Origin of the sequence: Bradyrhizobium sp. LTSPM299 (assembly GCF_000938235.1) — a bacterium.
Lineage (GTDB): Bacteria > Pseudomonadota > Alphaproteobacteria > Rhizobiales > Xanthobacteraceae > Bradyrhizobium.
This window is the reverse complement of record NZ_JYMU01000038.1, coordinates 70613-96508: the sequence shown is the minus strand read 5'-3', so window position 1 is coordinate 96508 and position 25896 is coordinate 70613. Positions and strand designations below refer to the sequence as shown.

Sequence of the window (25896 nt, the reverse complement as noted above, 5' to 3'; positions counted from 1 at the left end):
AGGAGCGTCATATCCTCGCGATCCAGGATACGACGACCCTGCGCGACGATGGTAAGCAGCGCAGTTTGAACCTGCATCCAATGATTGCGGTAGACGCCCACGATGGCGGCTTGCTCGGACTTGTGGATGCGGTGTTCCTCAATCACGTTGGCGGCAAGAAGCACCTCTGTAAGAAGCGGCCTTTCGCTGAAAAGGAGAGCAGCCGTTGGCTCGACGCGACAAATACAGCGGCCAGCTTGGTCACCTCTGGAGCTGCCTGCGTCACCGTCGTGGCCGACCGGGAAGGAGATATCTACGAGGAATTCGCCTGCCGTCCCACTGAGACCGAGCTGCTGATCCGCGCTCATCATGATCGCGTGCTGGAAGGTGGGGGCACGCTCTATAACTGCATGGAAGGTGTCGCTGAACTGGGCCGCGAGACGATTGATCTGCCGGCCAATCCGGGCCGGCCTGCCCGTCAGGCGGTGCTGGCGCTGCGCGCACGTGAGATCATCCTGAAGCGGCCGAAACGCAACCATCCCGCCGAAGCGGCAAAACTGCCGAAGACGGTCACGCTCACTTTGGTCGAAGCGCGTGAAGTTGATCCGCCGGATGGCATAACGCCGGTGCATTGGCGGTTGCTGACAACGCATAAGGTGGCCACGCTCGCGGATGCGCTCCAGATCACGCACTTCTACCGTCAGCGTTGGACCATCGAGCAGGTGTTCCGAGTGATGAAAACCAAGGGCTTCGATATCGAGGCGGTGCGTATCGCTGAGGATGGGCCGTTCGAGAACCTGACCACCGCGACGCTGATCGCCGCCATCCAAGTGCTGCAAATGGTGCGCGAGCGCGATGGTACGGCTGGGCGGCCGTTGCACGATGCGCTCGACCCCGAGGACCAGCCCGCGCTGGAGGCGATTTGCCAAAGCCTCGAAGGCAAGACCGAGAAACAGAAGAACCCTCATCCCAAAGGATCGCTCGCGTATGCCAGTTGGGTGTGCGCGCGACTTGGTGGATGGACCGGTTACTACGGCAAACCAGGACCAATCGTAATGATGCAAGGGCTGCAAGCTCTCAAGGCCATGCTTCGCGGCTGGAAACTCCGAGCAGATGTGTGAATCTCGTAGGGTCGAGCCGGGCGATGACACCATTTTTTACGCCTCCACTTTGCGTTCCACACAATTGACTCCACTCCTGCCCCACGATTGACTGCCCTCCCCAGCGGCACAACCGCCAAGAAAAATCACGGGAGACAATCAATGACGCCGACATTCAATCGTGCGCGCTCCACTCTGTCCGGATTGATTTTCTCCGCCTGCGTCGCATCGGCAGCCTTGCTTGGCGCGCACGCGCCGGCACAAGCCGGCGAAATCCCGACCTTCGCCGTCGACCCGTCATGGCCGAAACCGCTGCCGAACAACTGGATCCTCGGCCAGGTCGGCGGCATCACGGTGGATTGGCAGGGCCATATCTGGATGATCCATCGGCCGCGCTCGCTGACCGATGACGAGAAAGGTGCAGCGCTCAATCCGCCGCGCTCGAAATGCTGCATCTCGGCGCCGCCGGTGCTCGAGTTCGATGTCGACGGCAATCTGTTGCGCGCCTGGGGCGGCCCTGGCGACGGCTATCAATGGGTCGGTCGCGAGCATGGCATCGAGGTCGACGAACGCGGCTTCGTCTGGATCGGCGGCAACGCCGACAACGACAACGCGATCCTGAAGTTCACGCTCGACGGCAAGTTCGTCTCGCAGATCGGCACCATCGCGCCGAGCAAGGGGTCCAGCGACACCACGCAGCTCGGCAAGCCCGCCGAGACCGCCGTCGACAAGGAAGCGAATGAAATCTACGTCGCCGACGGCTATGGCAACCACCGCGTCATCGTGTTCGACGCCACGTCAGGCGCCTACAAGCGGCACTGGGGCCCTATGGCAACAAGCCTGATGACGCCAAGCAGCCGCCCTACGATCCAAAGGCGCCCGTGTCGCAGCAATTCGGCAATCCCGTGCATTGCGTGAAGATCGCCAATGACGGACTGGTCTATGTCTGCGACCGCATCAACGATCGCATCCAGGTGTTCAAGAAAGACGGCAGCTTCGTGAAGGAGTTCTTCTACGAGAAGACCACGCTCGGCAACGGCGCGGTCTGGGACCTCGCGCTTTGGCCCGATCCGAAGCAGACCTATCTCCTGAGTGCCGACGGCGAGAACAACGAAATCCGCATCATCAGGCGCGACGACGGCACCGTGGTCGGCAGCTTTGGCCGCAACGGGCGCAACGCCGGGCAATTCCACTGGGTGCACGCGATGGCGGTCGACGCCAAGGGCAACGTCTATACCGCCGAAGTCGACACCGGAAAGCGCATCCAGAAATTCACGCTGACGTCGGACGCGCTGCGCTAAACGCGGTCGTGCCAGGCCGGCAGCCGTCTCCCATCGGCAACAGCGCCGCTCAATCGAGCGGCGGTGGCGCCCAGTCCAAGGCGGGTGACGCCCAGTCCAAGCCGATTTTCTGCAAAACTCTAAAACTACGGTCCAGATTCTTGCGAGGGCTGTACCATGAGATTTGTTGTTGCGGCGTTGGCTGCAGTGCTTGGCGCCACCTCGGCCCTGGCGGCCGACCTTCCCGCGCCCGTCTACACGAAAGCGCCCGCTTACGTTGATCCCGGCTACAACTGGACCGGCTTCTATGTCGGCGGCAACATCGGTTACAGCTGGGGCCGGTCGAGCGACACCTCCAGCCTGAGCAATGGCGTCGGAACGGTGCTGTTCACCAGCGCCGGCAGCTCCAACCTGGATGGCGTCGTCGGCGGCGGACAGATCGGCTACAATTGGCAGATGCAGAACTGGGTGTGGGGCCTCGAGGCCGACATCCAGGGCACCGACGAGAAGGGCAGCCGCGGATTTACCTGCGGCGTCTCGGTCTGCACGCCCCCGTTGGGCGGCTTCCTCGCGCTGGTCCTCCCCGGCCCGGCCGTTCCGGTGACCTTGAATCAAAAGATCGACTGGTTCGGAACGGTTCGCGGCCGCGTTGGCGTTCTGGCGACACCGAGGGTCCTGCTCTACGTCACCGGCGGTCTCGCCTATGGCGAAGTCGCATCAAACGGCACGATCGGCGCTGCGCTGACGCCGTTCTCCGCGACCGATACCAAGGCCGGCTACACGGTCGGTGTCGGCATCGAAGGCGCGATCGGCGGCAACTGGACTGCGAAGCTCGAATATCTCTATGTCGATCTCGGCCGGGTCTCCGGCACATCAGCGACCACGATTCCAGCGCTCGGCGGCGGCACGCTCTCCAGCAACGCCAGCTCGCGCATATCAGACAACGTTCTGCGCGTCGGCTTGAACTACAAGTTCAGCGGTCCGGTGATCGCGAAGTACTGATCCGCTTATCAATCGGCGACGTGATCGCGCCGCCGCTTTCCTTCTGCTGACATCACGACAACCATCGGCCGCGTCCAGCATTGCGCGCTTGCATCGCGCAGTGCAGGCGCGGCTATTCTCTTTTTCACTCTGGATTAAATTTTGGAAAGCTTGCTGCCGGTTGTTCGCAATTCGAACCGCTTTCTGCAACCATGCGACAAATCCGCGCGGAATGACCGGTGAGCGGATTTGAAACGCATGACGGACGACGAGATGAAGACGCTCCGAGTCACCACCGAAGCCTTCCAGGGTGCAGACGGAATCGACGCTTTTCGCGAGATCTTCGGCCGCGAGATTCTCGGTATCGAAATCGATCCACTCGACGGTCATCGGCTCGACATCAATCTCACGCTGCGATCGCTGCCGGGCGTGGCGATGGCGGCGGGCACGCTGTCGCCGATGCGCAACCGGCACACTTCGGCGCTGCTCGACAATGATGACGTCGTGCTCGTGGTGATGCAAAACGGCGTCGGCGAAGTGAGCCAGTACGGCCGGGTTGCGACGGTCAATGAGGGCGAAGCCGTTCTCACCGCCAACGGCGCCGAAGCCACCTTCATTGGCCGGACCGCGACGCGCGTCATCAATCTGCGTCTGAGCCGGAGCCTGCTGTCGTCCCACGTCGCCGAGATCGACGATCTGGTGGCGCGGCCGATCCCCCGCGACAATCGCGTGCTGCAGTTTCTGGCTGGTTACGCGACCATGCTCAACGATCAGGCCGCGCTGGCGACGCCTGATCTCCGCAACATGGTCGCATCGCACCTGCATGATATGGCGGCCCTGCTGCTTGGCGGCAGTGGCGGCCGCGGCGCACACGAGCAGGGGCTGCGGGCGGTGCGGCTGCGGGCGATCAAGGAGCATATTCGCGCGCGGATCGGCCACCATGACCTCACGGTTGCCAACGTCGCGCGAAGCCAGCAGATCTCGGAGAGCTATCTCCGTCAGCTGCTTGCGGACGGCGGCACGACCTTCACCGATTTCGTGCTGGCCGGACGATTGGCCCGCGCCCACCGCATGCTGATCGATCCTCGGCACGCCGACCGCAGCATCAGCGCGGTGGCCTTCGAGGCGGGGTTCGGCGATCTCTCCTATTTCAACCGCACCTTCCGGCGCCGCTACGGCGCCACCCCGACCGACGTTCGGATGGGCGCGCCGCGCGCCGACGGCGAATAGGCCTCGGCTCCGGGCCGCCGGTGCGGCTTTTGGCGGATTGCCGCTGGATCAAAGACAGGGTATGCGGGAACCCGATCGACCGGTACCAAGGCTTCATCCCCAAGAGAGCCGTCCGGACCTTTGACAGTGGAGGGAATTTCCCATGACGACGACGCTCGCGCGGCGCTACGCCGTGCTTCTCGCTTGCGCTGGCCTTAGCCTTGCAACCCCTGCGTTTGCCCAAGACAAGAAGGACAAGAACGTCAAGATCGGTGTGCTGAACGACATGTCGGGCCTCTATGCCGACATCGGCGGCCCGAACTCGGTGGCCGCAGCCAACATGGCGGTGGAAGACTCCGGCCTGCTCGCCAAGGGCTGGAAGATCGAGGTCGTCAGCGGCGATCACCAGAACAAGCCCGACGTCGGCGTCAACATCGCACGCCAGTGGATCGACAACGAGAAGGTCGACCTGATCACCGATACGCCGAACTCCGGCGTTGCCCTGGCGGTAAGCAACCTCGCCAAGGAGAAGAATTCGATCGTGCTCAACTCGGGCGCCGCAACCGCCGACCTCACCGGCAAGGCCTGCAACGCCAACACGATCTCCTACACTTTCGACACCTACATGCTCGCCAACGGCACCGGCAAGGCGCTGACCAAGGCCGGCGGCGACAGCTGGTTCTTCCTCACCGCCGACTACGCCTTCGGCCATGCGCTGGAGCGCGACACCTCGGCGGTCGTCACCGCAAATGGCGGCAAGGTGCTCGGCGGCGTCAAGCATCCGCTCAACACCGCGGACTTCTCCTCGTTCCTGCTGCAGGCGCAGGCCTCGAAGGCCAAGATCATCGGCCTTGCCAATGCCGGCGGCGACACCACCAACTCGATCAAGCAGGCCTCCGAATTCGGCGTCACCGCGGGCGGCCAGAAGCTCGCCGCGCTCCTGCTGTTCATCAACGACGTGCATGCGCTCGGCCTGAAGATCGCGCAGGGCCTCACCTTCACGGAATCGTTCTACTGGGACATGAACGACCAGACCCGCGCCTGGTCCAAGCGATTCCAGAAGGTCTCGCCGAAGGGCAGCATGCCCTCGATGACGGTCGCCGGCGTCTATGCCGGCGTCCTGCACTATCTGAAGGCGCTGGAGGCGATGGGCGGCAATCCGCATGACGGCGCCAAGGTCGTCGTCAAGATGAAGGAGATTCCGACCGACGATCCCTTGTTCGGCAAGGGACCGTTGCGGATCGACGGCCGCCGCATCATTCCGGCCTATCTGTTCGAGGTGAAGAAGCCGGAAGAGTCCAAATATCCCTGGGACTACTACAAGCTGATCGCCACGATCGCGCCGGACGACGCGGCCAAGCCGCTGGAAGCCAGCGAATGCCCGCTGGTGAAGAAGTAACTGCGTAGCAGTCATTCCGGGGCGCGCGAAGCGCGAACCCGGAATGACGCTTCAAAAGACGTGGTGCCGTAGGGTGGGCAAAGGGCGCGCTTGCGCCGTGCCCACCATTCGCGGCCTGCTCGTGATGGTGGGCACGCTTGCGCTTTGCCCACCCTACGAAACCATGCCGCCGACCTCGCCGGCCTGCCCGATCACCGTCCACAGGCTGTCGTCGAACAAGCGTTCGAACAGACGATCGCGCTCCGCATCCGCCAGCGGAGACAGGCCGAACATCGAGCTCAACAGCAGTCCCCTCGCCGCCGCCCAGCGCAACAGCGCGAGTTCGGGATCGCAGGCCTCGGCCTTGATGGCCGCAATCTTTTCGGCGTCGGCTTCGCGCGGCAACGCCATCAATTCGGGATTCTCGTTCATCGCCGCGAGCAGCGCGAACGCCCCCGTCCGCGGCGTTTTGATCGCCTCCTGCATGGTGACGAGCTGCGCCGCGAGTTCGGGTTGCGCCGTGCGATCGCGCGCCTTCGCGTGAGCCCGGATCGAGAACGCCTCAAAATAGGCCATCTGCTGCTCAAGCAGCGCCTTCAGCACCGCTTCCTTGGTCCGGAACTGATGCATGAGGCCGCCCTTGCTGAGGCCGCATTCGCGCGCGATCGCGTCCAGCGTCGGGCGGCCGGGACCATCACGCGACACGATGGTGATCGCAGCCTCGAGCGCGGCATTGCGGGAGCGTTCCGAGCGAGAAGAATTGTCCATGGGTACTCAACGCGGACGCCACCGGGCGATCAAGAACCGGAGCGGCGCCCCGGTTCTTGATCAGCCCACAGATCAACGAAACAGATCGAAATGGTAGTTCACGCCGACGCGGACGGTGTGGAATTTGGCTGCGTTCCAGTCCGGCAGATTGTCGTGCTTCAGATCGACATAGAGATATTCGAACTTGGCCGACCATTGCGGCGAAAAGGCCCACTCGGCACCGCTGCCCGCGGTCCAGCCCATCTTCATCTTGTTGATCGGCCCATCCTTCAGTTCGCCGGACGCCAGGCCCGCGGTTCCGTACAGCAACAGGCGCGAGTCCAGCAGCGCGACGCCCGCGCGGGCCCGTCCGGTCATCAACCAGGGCACGCTCACGGCGGCGCTGTTCACCGCGTCGTGGTTTGAGAGACCGGTGCCGACCAGATCATTTTCGATGCCGACCACGAACATCGGCGAGACCTGGTAATTGTAACCAACCTGCAGACCTCCCAGCGCGCCGCGAACCTTGCCGGCATCCGCGCCCAGGACATTGCTGAAAGCGCCGTCGCCGCTGGAGCCTGCGCCGACATTGAATCCGCCATAGAGGCCGGTCCAGGAAAACACCGGTTGCGCCGAGGTATAGGACGGCGCCGCGTAACGCGGCGAAAGATCCGCGGCGGGCGCTCTGCCGGAAGCCAAAATCGCCGTCAGGGCGGCTGCGTAGATCGTGGAATGCGTCGCGGCTTTGCTCATCGTGGTCCCTACCCTCGTGCGGCGGCTTGGTGAGCCGCACCTCTCCAGCCCATATCGGGTGCTTGAACCTATACAAACCAACCAGATGGTTTGTAAATAGCAAAGTTGAACGGCCTGGAGCTGCGCAGGGACGCGCGGTCCCGGCTCCTCGAGGAACCGACGCCGCCACCTGCCCCGCAGAATAAATCTGCGTCGCGTGTCGGATCGACGCCATCGCACGCGTCCTCGGAGCAGACATCAGCCAACACCAGAGCGAGAGCCACGATGCAGCCGGACCATGCGGCCGAGAGTCAGATCAGAGCGCTTGTCGAAGCATGGGCGGATGCCGTTCGCCGGCAGGATCTCTCCGCCATCCTCGCCGACCACGACCCTGATATTGTGATGTTCGACGTTCCGCCGCCGTTCCAGTCACGCGGACTGGATGAATACAAGGAGACGTGGGATCTGTATTTCGGATGTAATAGGCCTTCGGACGCCTTCGATATAGAGGACATCTCGATCACGGCCGGAAATGACGTCGCCTTCGCCGTCGCGGTGATGCGCTGTGGCCCTCCAGACAGCGAGTTCCAGTTCAGGCTGACCATCGGATTGCGCAAGATCGACGGCGACTGGCGCATCACGCGCGAGCACCATTCGGTGCCGGCGACGGAATAGGCGGGTCGAATTAAATGCGTAGGGTGGGCAAAGGCGCGCTTGCGCCGTGCCCACCATTCGCGGCGTGCTCGTGATGGTGGGCACGCTTACGCTTTGCCCACCCTAAGATTTCTGTGACGTCGCGCGCCACGCGATGACGAGCGCCAGCAGCAGCAACGCCCCTGCCAGATAGAACGGCGCGCCGGGTAGCCTCACGGGCGCGTTGTCGCCGATGAACCAGGCAAAGGTCAGCGTGAACAGGAACGGGCCGATCAGCTCCGAGACACTCTGCACGCTGGCGGTGGCGCCCTGCAGTTGGCCCTGCTGATCCGGTGCGACGAGTTGCGTGGTCAGTGCCTGGGTCGCCGCGCCCGAGAGGCCCCACAGCGCCATCACGGGAATGCCGATCCAGAACAGATGGCCTGATGGCGCCGCGCCGAAGATCAGGAAGCCGGCCGCGCCGCAGATGAGGCCGAGGAACAATGCCTTGCGCTCGCCCAGGCGCTTGACGATCGGGCCGATCGCCGCGCCCTGCACGATCATCGCGCAAAGGCCGACCAGCGCCAGCGTCCCGCCGACCGCGGCGGTGGTCCAGCCATAGCGGTAGGTGGCGTAGAGCACGAACACCGAGGGCAGCACGACATGGGCGAGCTGGGCGAAGAAAGTCGCCAGCGACAGGCCGGCGAGCATCCGGTTCGAGCGCAACAGACGCAGCGCGCCGATCGGGTTGGCGCTCTTCCACTTGAACGCCGAGCGGCGCTCCGGCGGCAGCGACTCCGGCAGGATCAGCAGGCCATAGAGACCATTGGCGAAGCTCAAGCCGCCGGCGACCCAGAACGGCAGCCGCGGATCGATCTCGCCGAGCACGCCGCCGAGCGCCGGCCCCAGGATGAAGCCGGCGCCGAAGGCGACGCCGACCTTGCCGAACATCGCGGCGCGCTGCTCCGGCGCGGTGACGTCGGCAACATAGGCGAACGCCGTCGAGATGCTCGCCGAGGTGATGCCGGAGATCATCCGCCCGATGAACAGCCAGCCCAGTGTCGGCGCCAAGGCCATCACGACATAGTCGGCGGCGAGGCCGAAATTCGACAGCAGCACAACAGGCCGGCGGCCGAAGCGGTCCGACACCGCGCCCAGGACCGGCGAGAAGACAAACTGCATCAGCGCCCAGATCGTGCCGAACAGGCCGAAGACGCGCGCCGCGTTCGCGGTGTCGTTGTCGACGAAGCCCTCGATCAATTTCGGCAGGATCGGAATGATGATGCCGAGCGCCAGCATATCGAGCAGCAGCGTGACGAAGATGAAGATGACCGCGCCGCCGCGCGCCTGCGGCACGGCCGCAGCGTCGACTTCAGCCTCTCCGCTCATGATGGCCGTTTGCGCTTGTGGGCGAACGGATTGGCCTTCTCGCGCAGCGTGATCCTGATCGGCGTCCCCGGCAGATCGAATGCCTCGCGCATCGAATTGGTGAGATAGCGCAGATAGGATTGCGGGACGGCGTCGGCGCGCGAGCAGAACAGCACAAAGCTCGGCGGCCGCGCCTTGTTCTGGGTGATGTAGTTCAGCTTCAGCCGGCGGCCCGAAACCGCGGGCGGCGGACTGGCCTGGACCGCCTCCTCGAACCAGCGATTGAGCGCCGCGGTCGGCACGCGCTTGTTCCAGACCGCGTAAGCCTCCTGGATCGCCGTCATCAGCCGGTCGATGCCCTCGCCCATCAGGCCGGACACCGCGACGACAGGCGCGCCCTTGACCTGCGGCAGCCAGTGGTCGACGTCGGTGCGCAGCGCGGAAACCAGACTGCCCTTGCGCTCCATCAAATCCCACTTATTGGCCGCGAGCACGATCGCGCGGCCCTCGCGCTCGATCAGATCGGCGATGCGCAGATCCTGCTCCTCGAACTTGTTCTGCGAGTCCATCATCATCACGACCACCTCGGCGAACCGCACCGCGCGCAGCGCGTCGGCGACCGAGAGCTTTTCCAGCTTCTCCTCGATGCGCGACCGGCGGCGCAGACCGGCGGTATCGAACACGCGGAACTGGCGGCCCTTCCAGACAATCTCGACCGCGATGGAATCGCGCGTGGTACCGGCCTCGGGGCTGGTCAGCAGCCGTTCCTCGCCGAGCAGATGGTTGATCAGCGTCGACTTGCCGGCATTGGGCCGCCCGACGATGGCGACACGGATCGGGCGCTGCGCGATCTCCTCGTCCGTCCAATCCTCGACGCCCTCGATCTCCTCTTCCTCGTCCTCCTCGACCGGCTCCGGCATCAGCGCGCTGAGCGCATCGCGGAGATCGACCAGGCCCTCGCCATGCTCGGCGGAGATCTGGACGGGATCGCCAAGGCCCAGCGCGTAAGACTCCATGGCGCCGATCTCGCCATGTCTGCCTTCGGCCTTGTTGGCGACCAGCACCACCGGCTTGTTGGCGCGGCGGGCGAAGTCGGCAAAAGTGCGGTCGTTCGGTGTCAGGCCCTGGCGGGCGTCGATCACGAACATCAGCGCGTCGGCGAGTTCGATTGCGATCTCGGTCTGCTCCTGCATCCGCGCCGTCAGCGAGCCCTTGGCGCCCTCGTCGAGGCCGGCGGTATCGATGATGGTGAATTCGAGATCATAGAGCTGCGCCTGTCCCTCGCGGCGGTCGCGGGTCACGCCGGGCTCGTCATCGACCAGCGCGAGCTTCTGCCCGACCAGCCGGTTGAACAGCGTCGATTTGCCGACATTGGGCCGGCCGATAATGGCAATGGTGAAAGACATGGATCATCCAGGCGCTGCGTCGGCAGCGCGCGTCAAACGAATTGAAACAGAATCCTAGAGCATGATCCGGAAAAGTGTGAAGTGGTTTTCCGAAAAGATCATGCTCAAACAAGGAGCTAAAGCGCGATGACGATTCAACCCAATCTCATCGCGCTTTAGCGGTTAAACGTGCCGCTCGGCATCGGCGCAGGGAACGCCGCGCCGGATTGTTGCGTGGTCTGTGCCGGTGCGGCCGGCTGCTGCGCCTGGTCGTCGGCGGGCGGCGCGGTGGTCCGGCGGCGCACGATCTTTTTCTTCTGCTTCGGCTCCGGCGGCAGGGCAGCGGGAGCGCCCTCCTCGGATGGCGCCGCATCGGGAGCGGCGGCCTGATCCGCGGCCGGTGCGGTGGCCGCAGTCGCCGGGGCCGGCTTGCCCTTGCCGCGCTTCTTGGCCGATTGCGGCGACTCGGGCGGCGGCGTTGCCGGAGCTGCTGCCGCGGCGTTCTGCCGGTCGAGCTGCTCCTGCTGCGAGCCCTTGTACAGATCCTTCGGTACGCCCTGCTCGAGGCCCGGCACGCCGTCGGGGAACACCGGCTTGCGGTCGCCGGCCAGCTTCTTCTTGGTGTCGAGGAAGTCGAGCAGATCGGAGGGATCGAAATTGGCCATGCCGCCACCACCACAGCCCGCCAGCACGCTGCAAAGCGAGACGAGGATAGCGGCTGCGATCAGGCGTTGCGAGCGGCGCATGGTCGATCTCTCACTCAACTCGGGTTTCGCCGACTAGCTCTTGGCGACCGGCGGCAACAAGGCCTGCAGCGCCTCGGCGCGCGAGCGCAGGCTCGGCGGCGTGTCGCCGTCATTGGCAATCTGGTCGAGCCACTGCCGCGTGGCAGTGGCATCGTTGGCGTGCCAGGCCGACAGCGCCAGCATTTCACGCGCGGTGTGGCGGAAGGTCGAGCCCTGCGCAGTGGCCGGCTCGAGCCGCTGCAGCATGTTCGGATAGGTGGTGGTATCGATCACGAGCTGGGCTGCGCGGATCCGCGCCAGATCCTGCTCGGCGACGCCGACGCTGCGGTCGGCTGCGATGTCGTCATATGCCTTCGCCGCGGCCTGCGGGTCGCGCGTTGCGATCTCGGCGGCCGCGCGCAGCCGGGCCAGAATGCGATAGCCGGATGGCGCCTTGGCGGCGAGGTCGGCAAAGGCGGCTTCGGCCTCGGCATGCTTGTTCTGCTCGGACAATTCGGACGCGCGGTCGAACGCCGCACCGGCTTCCGCGGCCTTCTTGCCCTCGACATACTGGTAGCCGCGCCAGCCACCGACGCCCGCGACGACCAGGATCGCCAGGGCGATGATCAAAAGCGAGTATTTGTCCCACAGCTTCTTGAGCTGATCGCGACGGACATCCTCGTCGACTTCATCAAATAATTCAGACACTTAAGGCTATCCCATCCCCACAGGGCCGACGCTATCGGCTGGGCCCGGCACGCACCCGATCCCCACATCGCGGCGGCGTTACCCTAACGATATGGCGGTGGCAAGGCAAAGCGAGGCGGATCAAAGCGTTAACGGGGAGAACCTGCCGCCGCGCTCACGCGCCCGCCGCAGCGAGGGTGTCCCGCAGCTGCCGCTTGATCACCTTGCCGTTGGCGTTGCGCGGCAGCGGGTCCGTCGTCAGCGCCATCGTCTCCGGCACCTTGTAGTCCGACAGCCGCTCGGCGCACCAGGCGCGTAAGCCCTCCGCATTCACCTCGGACCGCGTCACGATCACCGCGTGCACCCGCTCGCCCAGCACCGGGCACGGCTTTGCGATGATCGCGCTCTCGATCACGGCGGGATGGCCTGCAAGCACCGACTCGACCTCGGCCGAGTAGATCTTCAGCCCGCCGCGGTTGATCATGTCCTTCTGGCGGTCGAGCACGCGGACGAAGTTTTGCGCATCGACCGCGCCGAGATCGCCGGAATGCCAGAAGCCGGCCGTGAAACTTTCCGCTGATGCCTTCGGGTTGTTCCAGTAGCCCTTGATGACGGAGGCGCTGCGGATCCAGAGTTCGCCGATCTCGCCGCGCGGCACCTCGCGGCCATCAGCTCCCATCACGATGATCTCGGCGCCCGGGCACGGCAGGCCGACGCTGTCGATATGGGCTGATGTCAATTCGCCCGGCATGATGGTCGAGGGCGACGTGGTCTCGGTCGCGCCGTAGCAGTTGGCAAGCTTGAGCCCGGGAATCTTGGCGTCGAGCCTCTCGATGGTGGCGACCGGCATCGGCGCGCCGCCGAAGCCGCCGATCCGCCAGCTCGACAAATCATAGCTGTCGAAATCAGGCTGCAACAGGCAGAGATTGTACATCGCCGGCACCATCACCGTGTAGGTGACGCGCTCGCGCGCGGCGACCTTCAGATATTCTGCCGCCTTGAACTCGGGCATGACGATCAGCGCGCCGGCGCAAGCAACCATGGTCGTGATGTTGGCAACTGCGCCGGTGACATGGGCGAGCGGCACCGCGGCGATCGAGCGATCCGATGTCGTCAGCATCAGACAGGACACGAACACCATTGACGAATGGATGATGTTGCAATGGGCGAGCATCGCGCCCTTCGGCCGGCCGGTCGTGCCTGACGTGTAGAGGATCATCGCGGTGTCCTCCTCCCTCACCTCCGCAGGCGCCGACGCGGGGGCATTGTCGAGCAGTCCGGCGAACTGCGAGGCAGCATCATCACTGACGGAGATGCGATGCTTCAGCTCGGGAATGTCGACAACATCTGGCAGGCGGTCGGCAAGCGACGCCTCGTGGACCAGCAGCTTCGCGCCGCAATCGGCCAGCACATAGGCGATCTCGGGCTTCTGCTGGCGTGTCGACAGCAGCACCGTCACCAGCCCGGCATGCGCGGCGGCGAACATCGTCAGCACGAATTCGATGCGGTTGCCGAGCAGGATTGCGACGCGGTCGCCGCGCGCGAGCCCGAGCTTGTCGAAGCCCGCTGCAACCTTGGACGATTGCCGCGCGACCTCGCGCCAGGTCATCCTGATGTCACCGCAGACCAGCGCCTCGCCGTCGCCATTCTGCGCGACGGCTTGCGCGATCATCGCCCACAGGCTCCCCGGCCGCTCCACGAAAGCCGGTACGACGCGGTCGCCAAAGCGCGGCTCGAGCCGCATCGGCGGAAGGGAATGTTGCGACCAGTCCATCCTTGCTCCGTCCCTGCCCCGCCCCTTGCCCCGTCAGCTCTTCTTCATGTCGTAGACGTGCTCCGGCCCCGGAAAGGCGCGGCTCTTCACGTCGCGCGAATAGCCTGCAATCGCCTCCTCGATCGCCGGACCGAGATTGCCGTAACGGCGGACGAATTTCGGCGCCCGCGGCGACAGGCCGAGCATGTCCTCCAGCACCAGCACCTGGCCGTCGCAGGCCACGCTGGCGCCGATGCCGATGGTCGGCACCGCGATCGACTGCGTGATCTTGCGCGCCAGCGGCTCCGCGACCGCCTCGACCACGATCGAGAACGCGCCGGCGTCGGCGATCGCGTGAGCGTCATTCTCGATCGGCGCCCAATTCGCTTCCTCGCGGCCCTGTGCGCGGAACGAGCCGAGTGTGTTGATCGATTGCGGCGTCAGCCCGATATGGCCCATCACAGGAATGCCGCGCCCGGTCAGGAACGCCACCGTCTCCGCCATCCGCACGCCACCCTCGAGCTTGACGGCGCCGCACAGCGTTTCCTTCATGATCCGCACCGCGGAGTGAAACGCCTGCTCCTTCGAGGCTTCATAGGAGCCGAACGGCATGTCGACGACTACGAGCGCCTGCTGCGAACCACGCATCACCGCGCTGCCCTGCAGGATCATCATGTCGAGGGTAACAGGAACGGTGGTCTCGAAGCCGTGCATGACGTTGCCGAGGGAATCGCCGACCAGGATGGCGTCGCAGTGACGGTCGACCAGCGCCGCGGTGTGCGCGTGATACGAGGTCAGCATCACGATCGGCTCGCCGTTCTTGCGGGCGCGCAGATCGGGCGCGGTCTTGCGCCTGATGGCGGATTGGACGGACAATTCAGGCTCCCATCACGGGCACGCCGATCACGACTGGATGGAACGCAAACGCCAGCGCCAGATAGGCGATGACACCGACCGCGATCGCAATCAGATCGTTGGTCGGGCCGCCCACCGGGATCGGCGGCGCCCCGGCATCCGCACGGCGCTTCAGCGAGATGCGGTCATAGACCGCCCAGCCGAGAAACGAGCCGAATAAGATGATCGAGCCGAGGTCGCCATTGGCGAGCAAGTGCGCGACGGCCCACAGCTTCACGCCGGCCAGCATCGGATGCTTCAGCGTGGTGTAGATGCGGCCCCGGATATAGGACGCGACGACGAGGATGACGGCCGGCAGCATCAGCGCCACGGTGATGTGCTTCATCGCGGTCGGCGGCGTCCAGACGTCGATCCAGCCGGTGGCGCGGTAGTCCGCAAAGCCCCAGACGATCAACGCGAGCCCTGCCGCCGACACCAGCGAGTAGACGATCTTGTAGCCGCCCTCGCCCATCGCACGCACGAAGCTCGCGCGCAGCGCGCGCTTTGTGGTGAGCACATGGACGCCGAGGAACAGCACGAGGCCCAGGATCATGACCAGCAGTCCCACGATATTCCTCCCCTATGTCCTTGCTGTCTTCGCGTACCACCTTCAGGCGACGGAGCGCAATGCGCTCGCTCGCGTTCCAGTCACGGCTTTTCAGCTTGCTTGGCGAGCTCGCGATTGTCGACATAGCGGATCATGATCGGGCGGCCGGCGATCGCGCCGCCGAGGCCGCCGGTGAATTTCAGTGGCAGGCAGGCGTCGAGCGAGGCATTGATCGCGTTCAGATAGGTCGTACGGGTGTCCGCCGGCACGCCTGAGGTGGCGAACGTCATCCGCGGCGCACCGATCATTTCGCCGGACCGCTTGAAGCTGAACCGCACCGACATCTGCATGCCCTCACGTGCGCTGTCGGCCGGCGGCGGCGACCAGCAGGTGCGCAGCGCGGCGAAGAGATCGCCGATGGTATCGAGGTCATGATCCGGCTTCTGGTACTTCGCGGCCTGATCCTCCGGCGGCACGGTCAGGATCGTAAGCTGCAGATTTTCGCCGTACGGATAATCGATCTCGGGGAGACAGGGCCCGTGATTGAACACGCTGCAATAGGATGGCGTGCAGGGCCCGTGATCGAGCACGCTGCAGGGCTCGTGCGAAAACGGCACCGGATTGTTCTGGCGCTGCCGCGCGTCGGCGCTGGCGAAGAGGCCGACGGCCAGCAGGACAAAGGCGAGGCAGATGGCAAGGCGTCGGAGCATGCAAGCGAACTCTGAATGCATTCCAAGGAGAATGGTACCGCGACCGGATCGCATCAAGCGGGACCGCGTTCACTTCCTCGCGTTCGGTCGGCGCCTCAAATTCCGATGTCATCGCCCGGCTTGTCCGGGCGACCCAGTATTCCAGAGAAAGCGGTGAGCGATGGAGAAGCCGCGGCGTACTGGGTCCCCCGCCTTCGCGGGGGACGACACCGAGTGCGCGGCGCCTCACGCCTTCTTCTTCACGTCCTTGACGTTGGAGAAGGTGATGCCTTCGGCGCGCTCGCGGGTGTAGCCGAGATAGAACTCGTTCTTCGCCATGAAGACAGGATCGCCGTCGACATCGTCGGCGATGCCGGAATTGTTGGCGCCGATGAATGCCTCGAGCTTCTTCTTGTCGTCGGACGAGACCCAGCGCGCGAGCTGGAATTCCGAGACTTCGAACTCAACCGGCAGCGAATATTCGGCGTCGAGCCGCGCCTTGAGCACATCGAGCTGCAGCGGACCGACCACGCCGACCAGCGCCGGCGCGCCGTCGCGCGGGCGGAACACCTGCACGACGCCCTCTTCCGACATCTGCTGCAGGGCTTCCTTCAGCTTCTTGGCCTTCATTGCATCCGTCAGGCGCACGCGGCGGACGATTTCGGGGGCAAAGCTCGGCACGCCGACGAAGGTCAGATCCTCACCCTCGGTCAGGGTGTCGCCGATCCGCAGCGTGCCGTGATTGGGAATGCCGACGACGTCTCCGGCAAAGGCCTCGTCCGCCACCGAGCGGTCCTGGGCGAAGAAGAACTGCGGGCTCGACAGGCTCATGTTCTTACCGGTGCGCACCAGCTTGGCCTTCATGCCGCGAACAAGCTTGCCCGAGCACAGCCGCGCAAACGCGATGCGGTCGCGGTGGTTCGGATCCATGTTGGCCTGGATCTTGAAGACGAAGGCGCTCATCTGCGGCTCCGCCGCCTCGACCTTGCGCAGATCAGATTCCTGCGCGCGCGGCGGCGGCGCGAATTTGCCGAGGCCCTCGAGCAAATCGCCGACGCCGAAATTGCGCAGCGCGCTGCCGAAATAGACCGGCGTCAGATGGCCCTCGCGGAACGCATCGAGCTCGAACGGCTTGCAGGCCTCCGAGGCCAGCGCGAGTTCTTCCCTCACCTCGGCGACGTCGAGATTGGGGTTGCGCTGGGCGAGATCGGCGATATCGATCTGCTCGGTAGCGCCGGTCTTGGCGCCGCCACCCTCGAGCAGCCGCACGCCACCGCTGATGACGTCATAGGTGCCGAGGAAGTCGCGGCCGCGGCCGACCGGCCAGGTCATCGGCGTGGTGTCGAGCGCCAGCGTCTTCTCGATCTCGTCCAGCAGATCGAACGTGTCGCGGCTCTCGCGGTCCATCTTGTTGATAAAGGTGATGATCGGGATATCCCGGAGACGACACACCTCGAACAGTTTTCGCGTGCGTGCCTCGATGCCCTTGGCGGCGTCGATCACCATCACCGCGGAATCGACCGCGGTCAGCGTACGATAGGTGTCTTCCGAAAAGTCCTCATGGCCCGGCGTGTCCAACAGGTTGAACACGAGGTCGTTGAACTCGAAGGTCATCACCGAGGTGACGACCGAGATACCGCGCTCACGCTCGATCTTCATCCAGTCCGAGCGGGTGTTGCGCCGCTCGCCCTTGGCCTTGACCTGGCCGGCGAGATTGATCGCGCCGCCGAACAGCAGCAGCTTTTCGGTCAGCGTGGTTTTGCCTGCGTCCGGATGCGAGATGATCGCAAAGGTGCGGCGCCGCGCCACTTCCTCGGCAAGCGGCGAACGGGGCGGCGATTCGGCTGTCACAGCGGTGTCGGACATGATGGGCAGCGTTTGACAGGGAAAACGGGCCCAATCAAGGGCGTTTTGTCGCAAGGCGGAATGGCCAGGCAACCCCCATATAAGTATGGGAAGGACGACCTTCCATTCATGACATCATCCGCGGGGACGACCCTGCTCTATAGGGAGGGGTCGTCATGGCGTGGGCCATCTTGTTCGTCGCGGGTCTGCTCGAGATCGGCTGGGCAATTGGGCTGAAATACACCGAAGGTTTCTCGCGGCTGGTGCCGTCGGTGCTGACGCTGACAGCGATGGCCGGCAGCGTCATCCTGCTCGGCGTCGCGCTCAAAACCCTGCCGATCGGCACCGCCTATGCGGTCTGGACCGGGATCGGTGCGGTCGGCACCGCGGCGCTTGGCATCATCCTGTTCGGCGAACCGGCCACCGCGATGCGTATGGCCAGTATCGGACTGATCGTCGCCGGAATCGCCGGGCTGAAGCTCGTCGGCTGATCTTTAGTTGGACGCGTTTTCTTAACGCGAACCGGCCTCCACTTCGCTCGAAAACGCTATGATCAGCGCAGGATCCGGACGGCCCAATAGGTCAGCGCGGCGACCGCAGCGGACGCTGGGATCGTGATCACCCAGGCGTAGACGATCGAGCTCGCCACGTTCCAGCGCACGGCGGACAGCCGCCGTGCCGCGCCGACGCCGACGATGGCGCCGGTGATGGTGTGGGTGGTCGAGACGGGAACCCCGAGAAAGGTGGCGATGAACAGGGTCGCGGCGCCGCCGGTCTCGGCGCAGAAACCCTGCATCGGCGTCAGTTTGGTAATCCGCAGCCCCATGGTGCGAACGATGCGCCAGCCACCCATCAGGGTGCCGAGCGCCATCGCGCTCTGGCAGGCCAGCACCACCCAGAACGGGATATAGAAGGTACCGCCGATATGGCCCTGCGAATAGAGCAGCACGGCGATGATGCCCATTGTCTTCTGCGCGTCGTTGCCGCCATGGCCGAGCGAATAGAGCGAGGCGGAGGCGAATTGCAGGATCCGGAAGGCGCGGTCGACCGCGAACGGCGTCGAGCGCACCGACAGCCATGACACGATCGCGACCAGCACCAGCGCCAGCAGGAACCCTACCACCGGCGACAGTACGATCGCGAGCAGCGTCAAGGTGAGCCCGCTCCACACCGCCGCTGAAATCCCCGCCTTCGCCATGCCGGCCCCGACCAGTCCGCCGATCAGCGCGTGCGAACTCGACGAGGGGATGCCGAGCGCCCAGGTGATCAGATTCCAGACGATCGCGCCGACCAGTGCCGCGAAGATCACGGCCGAGTCCACGACCGCCGGGTCGATGATCCCGGTGCCGATGGTGTTGGCGACGTGGGTTCCGAACACCGCGAAGGCGACGAAATTGAAGAACGCGGCCCAGAACACCGCATATTGCGGCCGCAGCACCCGGGTCGAGACGATGGTCGCAATCGAGTTCGCGGCGTCGTGCAGGCCGTTCAGGAAATCGAACAGCAGCGCGACCGCGATCAGGATGACCAGGACCGGAAGACCCAGCGTGGCGTCCAATTGATGGCCCTGCCCTAGACTTGTTCAATGACGATGGAATTGATTTCGTTGGCGACGTCGTCGAAGCGATCGGCCACCTTCTCGAGATGATCGTAGATCTCCGCGCCGACGATGAAATCCATCGTGTTGGCGTCACGGTGCTTCAGGAACAGTTCCTTCAATCCGATGTCGTGGAGGTCATCGACCCGGCCCTCGAGCTTGGTCAGTTCCTCGGTGATCTGGGTCAGCACCGTGACGTTCTGGCCGATCGACTGCATCAGTGGCAGCGCGCGGACGACCAGGTTGGCGCATTCGACGATCAGGCTGCCCATCTCGCGCATCGGCGGTTCGAACGTCCGCACCTCGAACAGCACGACCGCCTTCGCGCTCTGCTGCATCTGGTCGACGGCATCGTCCATCGCAGTGATCAGGTTCTTGATGTCGATGCGGTCGAACGGCGTGATGAAGGTGCGGCGGACCGCGGTCAAAACCTCGCGGGTGATGTTGTCGGCGTCGTTCTCGAACTGGTTGACGCGCTGGCAATACACCGGCGTGTCCTCGCCACCCTTCAGCATCCCCTGCAGCGCCAGCGAGCACTGCAAAGCGGTTTGGGCGTGCCGGGCGAACAGGTCGAAAAACCGCTCTTCTTTGGGCAGAAAGGAGCGAAACCAGCGCAGCATGGGGATGAGTTCCATTGTTCCGGGATGGCGTCCAACGCCGTCACAGAACTGTCATAGAACATTTCGGGAGGGAAACATCCCATGCCGCCCGCCGGAACGGGCGGCATCCACCGCTTTGTCAGTCCCTCAATGACCCGCCGGCCGGGCCCTGCCCTACAGCGACCGCCGGAAGAAATGTGCGATCTCGCCGATGATGCCACGGCGGAAGGTCAGCACGCAGACCACGAAGACCGCCCCCTGGATCACCGTCACCCATTGCCCGAGGCCGGACAGGTATTGCTGCATGGCGACAATGATGAAAGCGCCAACCACCGGGCCAAACACGGTGCCGAGCCCGCCGACCAGCGTCATCAGCACGATCTGCCCGGACATCGCCACTTCAACGTCGGTCAACGATGCATTTTGTGCGACGAATACCTTCAGCGAGCCGGCCAATCCTGCCAGCGTTCCCGATAGGATATAGGCGAGCAGCTTGTACTGATCGGTCTTGTAGCCGAGCGAGACCGCGCGCGGTTCATTCTCCCGGATCGATTTGAGGACTTCGCCAAACGGCGAGTTGATGGTCCGATAGATCAGGAGGAAGCCGCCGAGGAATCCCGCCAACACGACGTAGTAGAGCACCGTCGGCTTGGAGAGGTCGAAGACGCCGAACAGACGGCCCTGCGGGATGCCCTGGATGCCGTCTTCGCCGTGGGTGAAGGGCGCCTGCAGATAGATGAAGTACAGCAGCTGCGACAGCGCCAGCGTGATCATCGCAAAGTAGATGCCCTGGCGGCGAATGGCTACCAGCCCAGTGATGACGCCAAGTGCTGCGGCGGCCGCCGCACCGGCCAATATTCCAAGTTCGGGCGAAAGACCCCAGACTTTCAGGGCGTGCGCCGTGACATAGCCGGCGGTACCGAGAAACATGGCATGGCCGAACGACAACAATCCGCCGTAGCCGATCAGGAGATTGAAGGCGCAGGCGAGCAGCGCAAAGCACAGCGCCTGCATGACGAAGAACGGGTAGATGCCGGTCAACGGCACGATCGCGAGCATCGCGGTCATGACGCCAAACGCGATCATCTCGTCATGGACGGCGCGCGAGGTCGCCGGAATTGAATCGTCAGTCATCGCCGTCATGTCAGGCCGCCCGTCCCGTTAGTCCTGTGGGCTTCACCAGCAGCACCAGCACCATCAGCACGAAGACCACGGTGTTGGAGGCTTCCGGATAGAAGTATTTCGTCAGTCCCTCGATCACGCCGAGCGCAAAGCCGGTGATGATCGATCCCATGATCGAGCCCATGCCGCCGATCACCACCACCGCGAACACCACAATGATGACGTTTTCGCCCATCAGCGGCCGCACCTGGTTGATCGGCGCCGACAGCACGCCGGCCAGCGCGGCGAGCCCAACGCCGAGCCCGTAGGTCAGCGTGATCATGCGCGGCACGTTGATGCCGAAGGCGCGAACCAGCGTCGGATTTTCGGTCGCGGCGCGCAGGTAGGCGCCGAGCCGGGTGCGTTCGATCAGGTACCAGGTCCCGATACAGACAATGAGCGAGAAGATCACGACCCAGGCGCGATAGATCGGCAGGTACATGAAGCCAAGGTTCATGCCGCCCTTGAGTACATCGGGGATCGAATAGGGCAGACCGGAGGAGCCGAAGTAATTCTGAAACACGCCCTGGATGATCAGCGCCAGCCCGAAGGTCAGGAGCAGTCCGTAGAGATGATCGAGGCCGGCCAGCCATTGCAGCATGGTCCGCTCCAGGATCATGCCGAAGATGCCGACGATAACAGGCGCGATAAGCAGCGCCCACCAGTAATTGATGCCGCCCAGATTGAGCAGGAAATACGCCACGAAGGCGCCCATCATGTAGAGCGCGCCATGCGCGAAATTGATGATGTTGAGCATGCCGAAGATCACGGCGAGCCCCAGACTGAGCAGCGCGTAGAACGAGCCGTTGATCAGTCCCACCAGAAGCTGTGCGTAGAGAGCCTGCATCGATTTTAGCTTTCGCGAGCTAGATGAAACCCGCCGGTCATGCGTTGACCGGCGGGCATGATCGTCACTTCTTCAGCAATGGACATGTGCTCTGGGCGAGCGGCGTGAAGGCCTGGTCGCCGGACACGGTGCCAACCAGCTTGTAGAAATCCCACGGGCCCTTGGACTCCGAGGGCTTCTTCACTTCGAACAGATAGGCATTGTGGGTGACGCGGCCGTTGGCCTGGACTTCACCCTTGCCGAACAGCGGGTCGTCGGTCGGGATCGACTTCATCTTGTCGACCACCTTGACGCCGTCATGCGGATTGCTGCCGAGCGCGTCGAGCGCCTTGAAGTAATGCAAGAGGCCGGAATAGACGCCGGCCTGCACCATGGTCGGCATCGCCCCGTTCTTCATCTTCTCCGAGAACCGCTTGGAGAACGCACGGGTCTGGTCGTTCATGTCCCAGTAGAACGTCTCGGTGAAGTTGAGACCCTGCGCCGTCTCGAGCCCGATCGCCTTGACGTCGGTGAGGAAGAGCAGCAGCGCGGCGAGCTTCTGGCCGCCCTTGACGATGCCGAACTCGGCGGCCTGCTTGATCGAGTTGGTGGTGTCGCCGCCGGCATTGGCCAGCCCGATGATCTTGGCCTTCGACGATTGCGCCTGCAGCAGGAAGGACGAGAAGTCCGAGGTGTTGAGCGGATGCTTGACGCCGCCGACCACCTTGCCGCCGTTGGCGGTGATCACGGCCGTGGTGTCGCGCTCGAGCGCGGCGCCGAACGCGTAATCCGCGGTCAGGAAGAACCAGGTGTCGCCGCCGGCCTTCACCAGCGCCTGGCCAGTGGTGTGGGCGAGCATATAGGTGTCGTAGGTCCAGTGCACCGTGTTCGGCGAGCACTGCGCGTTGGTCAGATCGGAGGTCGCGGCGCCCGAATTGATGTAGACGCCGTTCTTTTCCTTCACCACGTTATTGACTGCGAGCGCGACGCCGGAGTTCGGCACGTCGACGACCACGTCGACCTTGTCGACGTCGAACCATTGCCGAGCGATGGTGGTGCCGATATCGGGCTTGTTCTGGTGGTCGCCGGAGATCAGGTCGATCGTCCAGCCCTTCGCCTTCAGGCCGGAATCCTCGATCGCCATCTGCGCCGCCAGCGTCGAGCCGGGGCCGCCGAGGTCGGCGTAGAGGCCGGACTGATCGGACAGCGCACCGATCTTGACCGTCTTGTCGTCCGCGGATGCCAGACTCGCGGACGCGAGCGTCAACGCAGTGCCGAGCAGGAGCGCTGAAATCGTATGCCTCATATCGTGTTTCCTCTTCTTAAATCTTCTGGTTCCGGCGATTTCAAACGCCGAGATAGGTATGGAGCTTGTCCATGTTGGCCGACAGTTCCGAATTCGCGAAGCCGTCGATCACCTTGCCATGCTCGACGATGTAATAGCGGTCGGCAACAGTCGAGGCGAAACGGAAATTCTGCTCGACCAGTAGGATCGTGAATCCCTCCGACTTCAGCCGTGCAATGGTGTGGCCAATCTGCTGGATGATGACGGGCGCGAGCCCTTCGGTCGGCTCGTCCAGCATCAGGAAGCGCGCGCCGGTGCGCAGGATGCGCGCGATCGCGAGCATCTGCTGCTCGCCGCCCGAGAGCTTGGTGCCCTGGCTGGAGAGCCGCTCCTTCAGGTTCGGAAACAGCGTGAAGATCTGATCGAGCGACAGGCCTCCGGCGCGCACCACCGGCGGCAGCAGCAGGTTCTCGCGCACGTCGAGGCTTGAGAAAATGCCCCGCTCCTCGGGACAGAATGCGATGCCCATCCGCGCGATCCGGTCGGACGAGGTGCGGATGATCTCCTGATTGTCGAAGCGGATCGAGCCGGTGCGCTTGCCGATGATGCCCATCACCGACTTCAGCGTGGTGGTCTTGCCGGCGCCGTTGCGACCGAGCAGCGTCACCACCTCGCCGGCCTTCACACTGAAATTGATGCCGTGAAGGATGTGGGATTCACCGTACCAGGCCTGCAGATCCTTGACCGACAGCACCTCGATGCCCGCGGCAGTCGCGGGAGCTTCCGCCAGTTTCGCCTCAGCCATGACCCGCTCCCAGATAGGCTTCCTTCACGCGCTCGTCCTTGGAGAGGTCGGCGTAACTGCCCTCCGCCAGCACCTGCCCCCGCGTCAGCACGGTAATGATGTCGGAGAGATTGGCCACGACCGAGAGGTTATGTTCGACCATCAGGATGGTGTACTTGGCCGAGATGCGCTTGATCAGGGCGGCGATCTTGTCGATGTCCTCGTGGCCCATGCCGGCCATCGGCTCGTCGAGCAGCATCATCTCGGGGTCGAGCGCCAACGTCGTTGCAATTTCAAGTGCGCGCTTGCGGCCATAGGGCATCTCGACCGCCGGCGTGTTGGCGAATTCGCTCAAGCCGACGTCGCTCAAAAGCTCGTGGGCGCGGCCGTTATAACGGTCCAGCACGCTCTTGGAGCGCCAGAAGTCGAACGACGAGCCGTGCTGGCGCTGCAGCGCCACGCGGACGTTTTCGAGCGCAGTCAGATGCGGAAACACGGCTGAGATCTGGAATGACCGGACCAGCCCGAGGCGCGCCACGTCGGCCGGCGCCATCGCGGTGATGTCGTGACCCTTGTAACGGATCTGGCCCGCCGACGGCTTCAGGAATTTGGTCAGCAGGTTGAAACAGGTCGTCTTGCCGGCGCCATTGGGCCCGATCAACGCATGGATACTGCCGCGACGCACCTTCAGCGCGACGTCGCGAACGGCGAAGAAACCAGCGAATTCCTTGGTTAGTCCGCTGGTTTCGAGAATGAACTCATCGGCCAAATAGATTTCCCCCATGCGCTATCGATGCGAGGCCTCTCGCCGCGTAGCCAGTTTTTTCACGTCCGACAGGTTGCCCGAACCGTCTTGGAAACCGTCCCGGGCCTGCCGCCTCCGGGCCGGAATATGCCGTCATCCGCGGTGGTTAGGCAAGGTGGAAAGCTGTGCAGTGCGGCATCAGCAAGACCGGTTTCGGTTCATCCTTAGTCGAATAGCGTTCGGTCGCACTTTGCACGTCGGAAAGCGGTCGTTAACGGTGTTTTGCCCGGATTCCGCGCTTTCATAGAATATTTCCGTCTGTGGCGGAGGCTCTGGCGGTTGGACAGAGAGCGGGCCCCACCCTTGCAGTTCGAGAGCGCCAATCCGTCGGTCGTCAAATCGATCAGGCAACGCGATTTCCTGAACAATTGGCTGCGACTCTATGCCCGCGGCCAGGTCATTCCGCGGATAGACGAGTATCAGCCGGAGCGGATCGAGGAAGATCTGCCGGATCTGGTCTTCTTCAGCGTCGACATGACGGCGCAAGAGCCGCGGCTGACGATCCAGAGCGACGGCACGCGCATGGCGAATGCCTACGGACACACCGGCAAGGGCCGCCAGCTCGACGAGTATCTCGGACCGCGGCTCGCGCCGATCGTGGTGCCGGTCTACCATGAATGCATCGCCCGCCGCCTGCCGGCCTACACCATCGCCGATATCGATGACGTCTACGGCCGCGTCGTCGCCTATGAGCGGCTGCTGCTGCCATTCTCGGATGGCGGTCCGGTCACGCATCTGATCGCGTCGCTGAAGACGATCAGCGCGGACGGCAGCTTCGAAATCCGCAATCTGATGCGCGGCAACGACAGGCTGCCGGAGCCCCGGCTGCGCGCCATCATCGATCGCGACCTGTTCCATCGTGCCCCCGGCCGCATCCCGCGCGGCGACGTGCTCGAGTTCGGCTAGA

25 protein-coding genes and 1 pseudogene are annotated in these 25896 nt (G+C 64.0%); 8 read left to right on the top strand and 18 right to left on the bottom strand.

All coding sequences use genetic code 11. The features are described from left to right. The 5 genes and pseudogenes from UP10_RS20070 to UP10_RS20050 all read left to right on the top strand — a co-directional run. Positions 1-1100, top strand: a 1100-nt coding sequence (locus tag UP10_RS20070; protein ID WP_044585443.1) for an IS4 family transposase, incomplete at its 5' end; no start/stop codon positions are given. A 141-nt stretch (positions 1101-1241) separates the two neighbouring features. After that, a pseudogene (locus tag UP10_RS20065) lies at positions 1242-2380 on the top strand (NHL repeat-containing protein). A 156-nt stretch (positions 2381-2536) separates the two neighbouring features. Continuing rightward, entirely contained in the window at positions 2537-3361 is an 825-nt protein-coding gene (locus UP10_RS20060) for an outer membrane protein (protein ID WP_044589008.1), read from the top strand. Between the two features lie 252 nt (positions 3362-3613). Then, entirely contained in the window at positions 3614-4570 is a 957-nt protein-coding gene (locus UP10_RS20055) for a helix-turn-helix transcriptional regulator (RefSeq protein ID WP_197086858.1), read from the top strand. 142 nt (positions 4571-4712) lie between these two features. Continuing rightward, complete coding sequence (locus UP10_RS20050) at positions 4713-5948, top strand: ABC transporter substrate-binding protein (RefSeq protein ID WP_044589006.1); 1236 nt, start codon at positions 4713-4715, stop codon at positions 5946-5948. 153 nt (positions 5949-6101) lie between these two features. Here the strand turns inward: UP10_RS20050 and UP10_RS20045 are convergent, their stop codons facing one another. Beyond that, positions 6102-6695 carry a TetR/AcrR family transcriptional regulator gene (locus tag UP10_RS20045; protein WP_044589005.1) on the bottom strand — a complete coding sequence of 198 codons (594 nt, stop codon included), beginning with the start codon at positions 6693-6695 and terminating at the stop codon, positions 6102-6104. Between the two features lie 72 nt (positions 6696-6767). Then, positions 6768-7427: an outer membrane protein gene (locus tag UP10_RS20040; protein ID WP_044589004.1), complete on the bottom strand. Its 660-nt coding sequence runs from the start codon at positions 7425-7427 to the stop codon at positions 6768-6770. Positions 7428-7691: 264 nt separating this feature from the next. Between UP10_RS20040 and UP10_RS20035 the strand changes: the two genes are divergently transcribed. Beyond that, positions 7692-8081 carry a YybH family protein gene (locus UP10_RS20035; RefSeq protein WP_044589003.1) on the top strand — a complete coding sequence of 130 codons (390 nt, stop codon included), beginning with the start codon at positions 7692-7694 and terminating at the stop codon, positions 8079-8081. A gap of 102 nt (positions 8082-8183) precedes the next feature. Here the strand turns inward: UP10_RS20035 and UP10_RS20030 are convergent, their stop codons facing one another. The 9 genes from UP10_RS20030 to UP10_RS19990 form a co-directional block, all read right to left on the bottom strand. Beyond that, positions 8184-9428, bottom strand: a complete 1245-nt coding sequence (locus tag UP10_RS20030; protein WP_044589002.1) for a TCR/Tet family MFS transporter — start codon at positions 9426-9428, stop codon at positions 8184-8186. Beyond that, positions 9425-10813 (bottom strand): ribosome biogenesis GTPase Der, encoded by a 1389-nt coding sequence (gene der, locus UP10_RS20025; protein WP_044589001.1) that lies wholly within the window; start codon positions 10811-10813, stop codon positions 9425-9427. Before der ends, UP10_RS20030 begins: the two co-directional genes overlap by 4 nt. Before the next feature lie 155 nt (positions 10814-10968). Continuing rightward, positions 10969-11538: a hypothetical protein gene (locus tag UP10_RS20020; protein WP_044589000.1), complete on the bottom strand. Its 570-nt coding sequence runs from the start codon at positions 11536-11538 to the stop codon at positions 10969-10971. A gap of 33 nt (positions 11539-11571) precedes the next feature. Then, entirely contained in the window at positions 11572-12225 is a 654-nt protein-coding gene (locus UP10_RS20015; protein WP_044536481.1) for a tetratricopeptide repeat protein, read from the bottom strand. Between the two features lie 154 nt (positions 12226-12379). Beyond that, the gene (locus UP10_RS20010; RefSeq protein ID WP_044588999.1) at positions 12380-13978 is read right to left on the bottom strand and encodes a class I adenylate-forming enzyme family protein; all 1599 of its coding nucleotides are present in this window, start codon (positions 13976-13978) and stop codon (positions 12380-12382) included. 33 nt (positions 13979-14011) lie between these two features. Then, positions 14012-14833, bottom strand: a complete 822-nt coding sequence (gene panB / locus UP10_RS20005) for a 3-methyl-2-oxobutanoate hydroxymethyltransferase (RefSeq protein ID WP_044588998.1) — start codon at positions 14831-14833, stop codon at positions 14012-14014. Position 14834: 1 nt separating this feature from the next. After that, a complete protein-coding gene (locus tag UP10_RS20000) occupies positions 14835-15419 on the bottom strand; it encodes an NnrU family protein (RefSeq protein WP_044588997.1) in 585 nt (194 codons plus the stop codon). An 80-nt stretch (positions 15420-15499) separates the two neighbouring features. Beyond that, positions 15500-16108 (bottom strand): UCP034077 family protein, encoded by a 609-nt coding sequence (locus UP10_RS19995; RefSeq protein ID WP_044588996.1) that lies wholly within the window; start codon positions 16106-16108, stop codon positions 15500-15502. A 225-nt stretch (positions 16109-16333) separates the two neighbouring features. Beyond that, entirely contained in the window at positions 16334-17953 is a 1620-nt protein-coding gene (locus UP10_RS19990) for a peptide chain release factor 3 (RefSeq protein WP_044588995.1), read from the bottom strand. A 155-nt stretch (positions 17954-18108) separates the two neighbouring features. Between UP10_RS19990 and sugE the strand changes: the two genes are divergently transcribed. Beyond that, positions 18109-18423 (top strand): quaternary ammonium compound efflux SMR transporter SugE, encoded by a 315-nt coding sequence (gene sugE, locus UP10_RS19985; protein WP_044588994.1) that lies wholly within the window; start codon positions 18109-18111, stop codon positions 18421-18423. 62 nt (positions 18424-18485) lie between these two features. On the opposite strand, the gene UP10_RS19980 is transcribed toward sugE, so the two are convergent. The 7 genes from UP10_RS19980 to UP10_RS19950 all read right to left on the bottom strand — a co-directional run bounded on the left by UP10_RS19980 (position 18486) and on the right by UP10_RS19950 (position 24953). Next, positions 18486-19490 (bottom strand): inorganic phosphate transporter, encoded by a 1005-nt coding sequence (locus tag UP10_RS19980; RefSeq protein WP_044588993.1) that lies wholly within the window; start codon positions 19488-19490, stop codon positions 18486-18488. A 14-nt stretch (positions 19491-19504) separates the two neighbouring features. Then, positions 19505-20149, bottom strand: a complete 645-nt coding sequence (locus UP10_RS19975) for a DUF47 domain-containing protein (protein ID WP_044589025.1) — start codon at positions 20147-20149, stop codon at positions 19505-19507. 153 nt (positions 20150-20302) lie between these two features. Continuing rightward, on the bottom strand, positions 20303-21271 hold the full coding sequence (locus tag UP10_RS19970) for a branched-chain amino acid ABC transporter permease (protein WP_044536488.1): 969 nt from the start codon (positions 21269-21271) through the stop codon (positions 20303-20305). A 1-nt stretch (position 21272) separates the two neighbouring features. Further along, the gene (locus UP10_RS19965; RefSeq protein WP_044536489.1) at positions 21273-22136 is read right to left on the bottom strand and encodes a branched-chain amino acid ABC transporter permease; all 864 of its coding nucleotides are present in this window, start codon (positions 22134-22136) and stop codon (positions 21273-21275) included. Positions 22137-22200: 64 nt separating this feature from the next. Continuing rightward, a complete protein-coding gene (locus tag UP10_RS19960; protein WP_044588992.1) occupies positions 22201-23421 on the bottom strand; it encodes an ABC transporter substrate-binding protein in 1221 nt (406 codons plus the stop codon). 40 nt (positions 23422-23461) lie between these two features. Beyond that, the gene (locus UP10_RS19955; RefSeq protein ID WP_044588991.1) at positions 23462-24205 is read right to left on the bottom strand and encodes an ABC transporter ATP-binding protein; all 744 of its coding nucleotides are present in this window, start codon (positions 24203-24205) and stop codon (positions 23462-23464) included. Further along, a complete protein-coding gene (locus UP10_RS19950; protein WP_044589024.1) occupies positions 24198-24953 on the bottom strand; it encodes an ABC transporter ATP-binding protein in 756 nt (251 codons plus the stop codon). The genes UP10_RS19955 and UP10_RS19950 overlap by 8 nt, the downstream gene beginning before the upstream one ends. A 339-nt stretch (positions 24954-25292) precedes the next feature. On the opposite strand from UP10_RS19950, the gene UP10_RS19945 reads away from it, so the two are divergent. Continuing rightward, the gene (locus tag UP10_RS19945) at positions 25293-25895 is read left to right on the top strand and encodes a PAS domain-containing protein (protein WP_044588990.1); all 603 of its coding nucleotides are present in this window, start codon (positions 25293-25295) and stop codon (positions 25893-25895) included. Position 25896 lies beyond the last annotated feature (1 nt).

Bases quoted from the DNA above. Each gene is read 5' to 3' on its own strand.
- UP10_RS20060 (WP_044589008.1), top strand. From the start codon at position 2,537: ATGAGATTTGTTGTTGCGGCGTTGGCTGCAGTGCTTGGCGCCACCTCG.
- UP10_RS20055 (WP_197086858.1), top strand. From the start codon at position 3,614: ATGAAGACGCTCCGAGTCACCACCGAAGCCTTCCAGGGTGCAGACGGA.
- UP10_RS20050 (WP_044589006.1), top strand. From the start codon at position 4,713: ATGACGACGACGCTCGCGCGGCGCTACGCCGTGCTTCTCGCTTGCGCT.
- UP10_RS20045 (WP_044589005.1), bottom strand. From the start codon at position 6,695: ATGGACAATTCTTCTCGCTCGGAACGCTCCCGCAATGCCGCGCTCGAG.
- UP10_RS20040 (WP_044589004.1), bottom strand. From the start codon at position 7,427: ATGAGCAAAGCCGCGACGCATTCCACGATCTACGCAGCCGCCCTGACG.
- UP10_RS20035 (WP_044589003.1), top strand. From the start codon at position 7,692: ATGCAGCCGGACCATGCGGCCGAGAGTCAGATCAGAGCGCTTGTCGAA.
- UP10_RS20030 (WP_044589002.1), bottom strand. From the start codon at position 9,428: ATGAGCGGAGAGGCTGAAGTCGACGCTGCGGCCGTGCCGCAGGCGCGC.
- der (WP_044589001.1), bottom strand. From the start codon at position 10,813: ATGTCTTTCACCATTGCCATTATCGGCCGGCCCAATGTCGGCAAATCG.
- UP10_RS20020 (WP_044589000.1), bottom strand. From the start codon at position 11,538: ATGCGCCGCTCGCAACGCCTGATCGCAGCCGCTATCCTCGTCTCGCTT.
- UP10_RS20010 (WP_044588999.1), bottom strand. From the start codon at position 13,978: ATGGACTGGTCGCAACATTCCCTTCCGCCGATGCGGCTCGAGCCGCGC.
- UP10_RS19995 (WP_044588996.1), bottom strand. From the start codon at position 16,108: ATGCTCCGACGCCTTGCCATCTGCCTCGCCTTTGTCCTGCTGGCCGTC.
- UP10_RS19990 (WP_044588995.1), bottom strand. From the start codon at position 17,953: ATGTCCGACACCGCTGTGACAGCCGAATCGCCGCCCCGTTCGCCGCTT.
- sugE (WP_044588994.1), top strand. From the start codon at position 18,109: ATGGCGTGGGCCATCTTGTTCGTCGCGGGTCTGCTCGAGATCGGCTGG.
- UP10_RS19975 (WP_044589025.1), bottom strand. From the start codon at position 20,149: ATGCTGCGCTGGTTTCGCTCCTTTCTGCCCAAAGAAGAGCGGTTTTTC.
- UP10_RS19970 (WP_044536488.1), bottom strand. From the start codon at position 21,271: ATGACGGCGATGACTGACGATTCAATTCCGGCGACCTCGCGCGCCGTC.
- UP10_RS19965 (WP_044536489.1), bottom strand. From the start codon at position 22,136: ATGCAGGCTCTCTACGCACAGCTTCTGGTGGGACTGATCAACGGCTCG.
- UP10_RS19960 (WP_044588992.1), bottom strand. From the start codon at position 23,421: ATGAGGCATACGATTTCAGCGCTCCTGCTCGGCACTGCGTTGACGCTC.
- UP10_RS19955 (WP_044588991.1), bottom strand. From the start codon at position 24,205: ATGGCTGAGGCGAAACTGGCGGAAGCTCCCGCGACTGCCGCGGGCATC.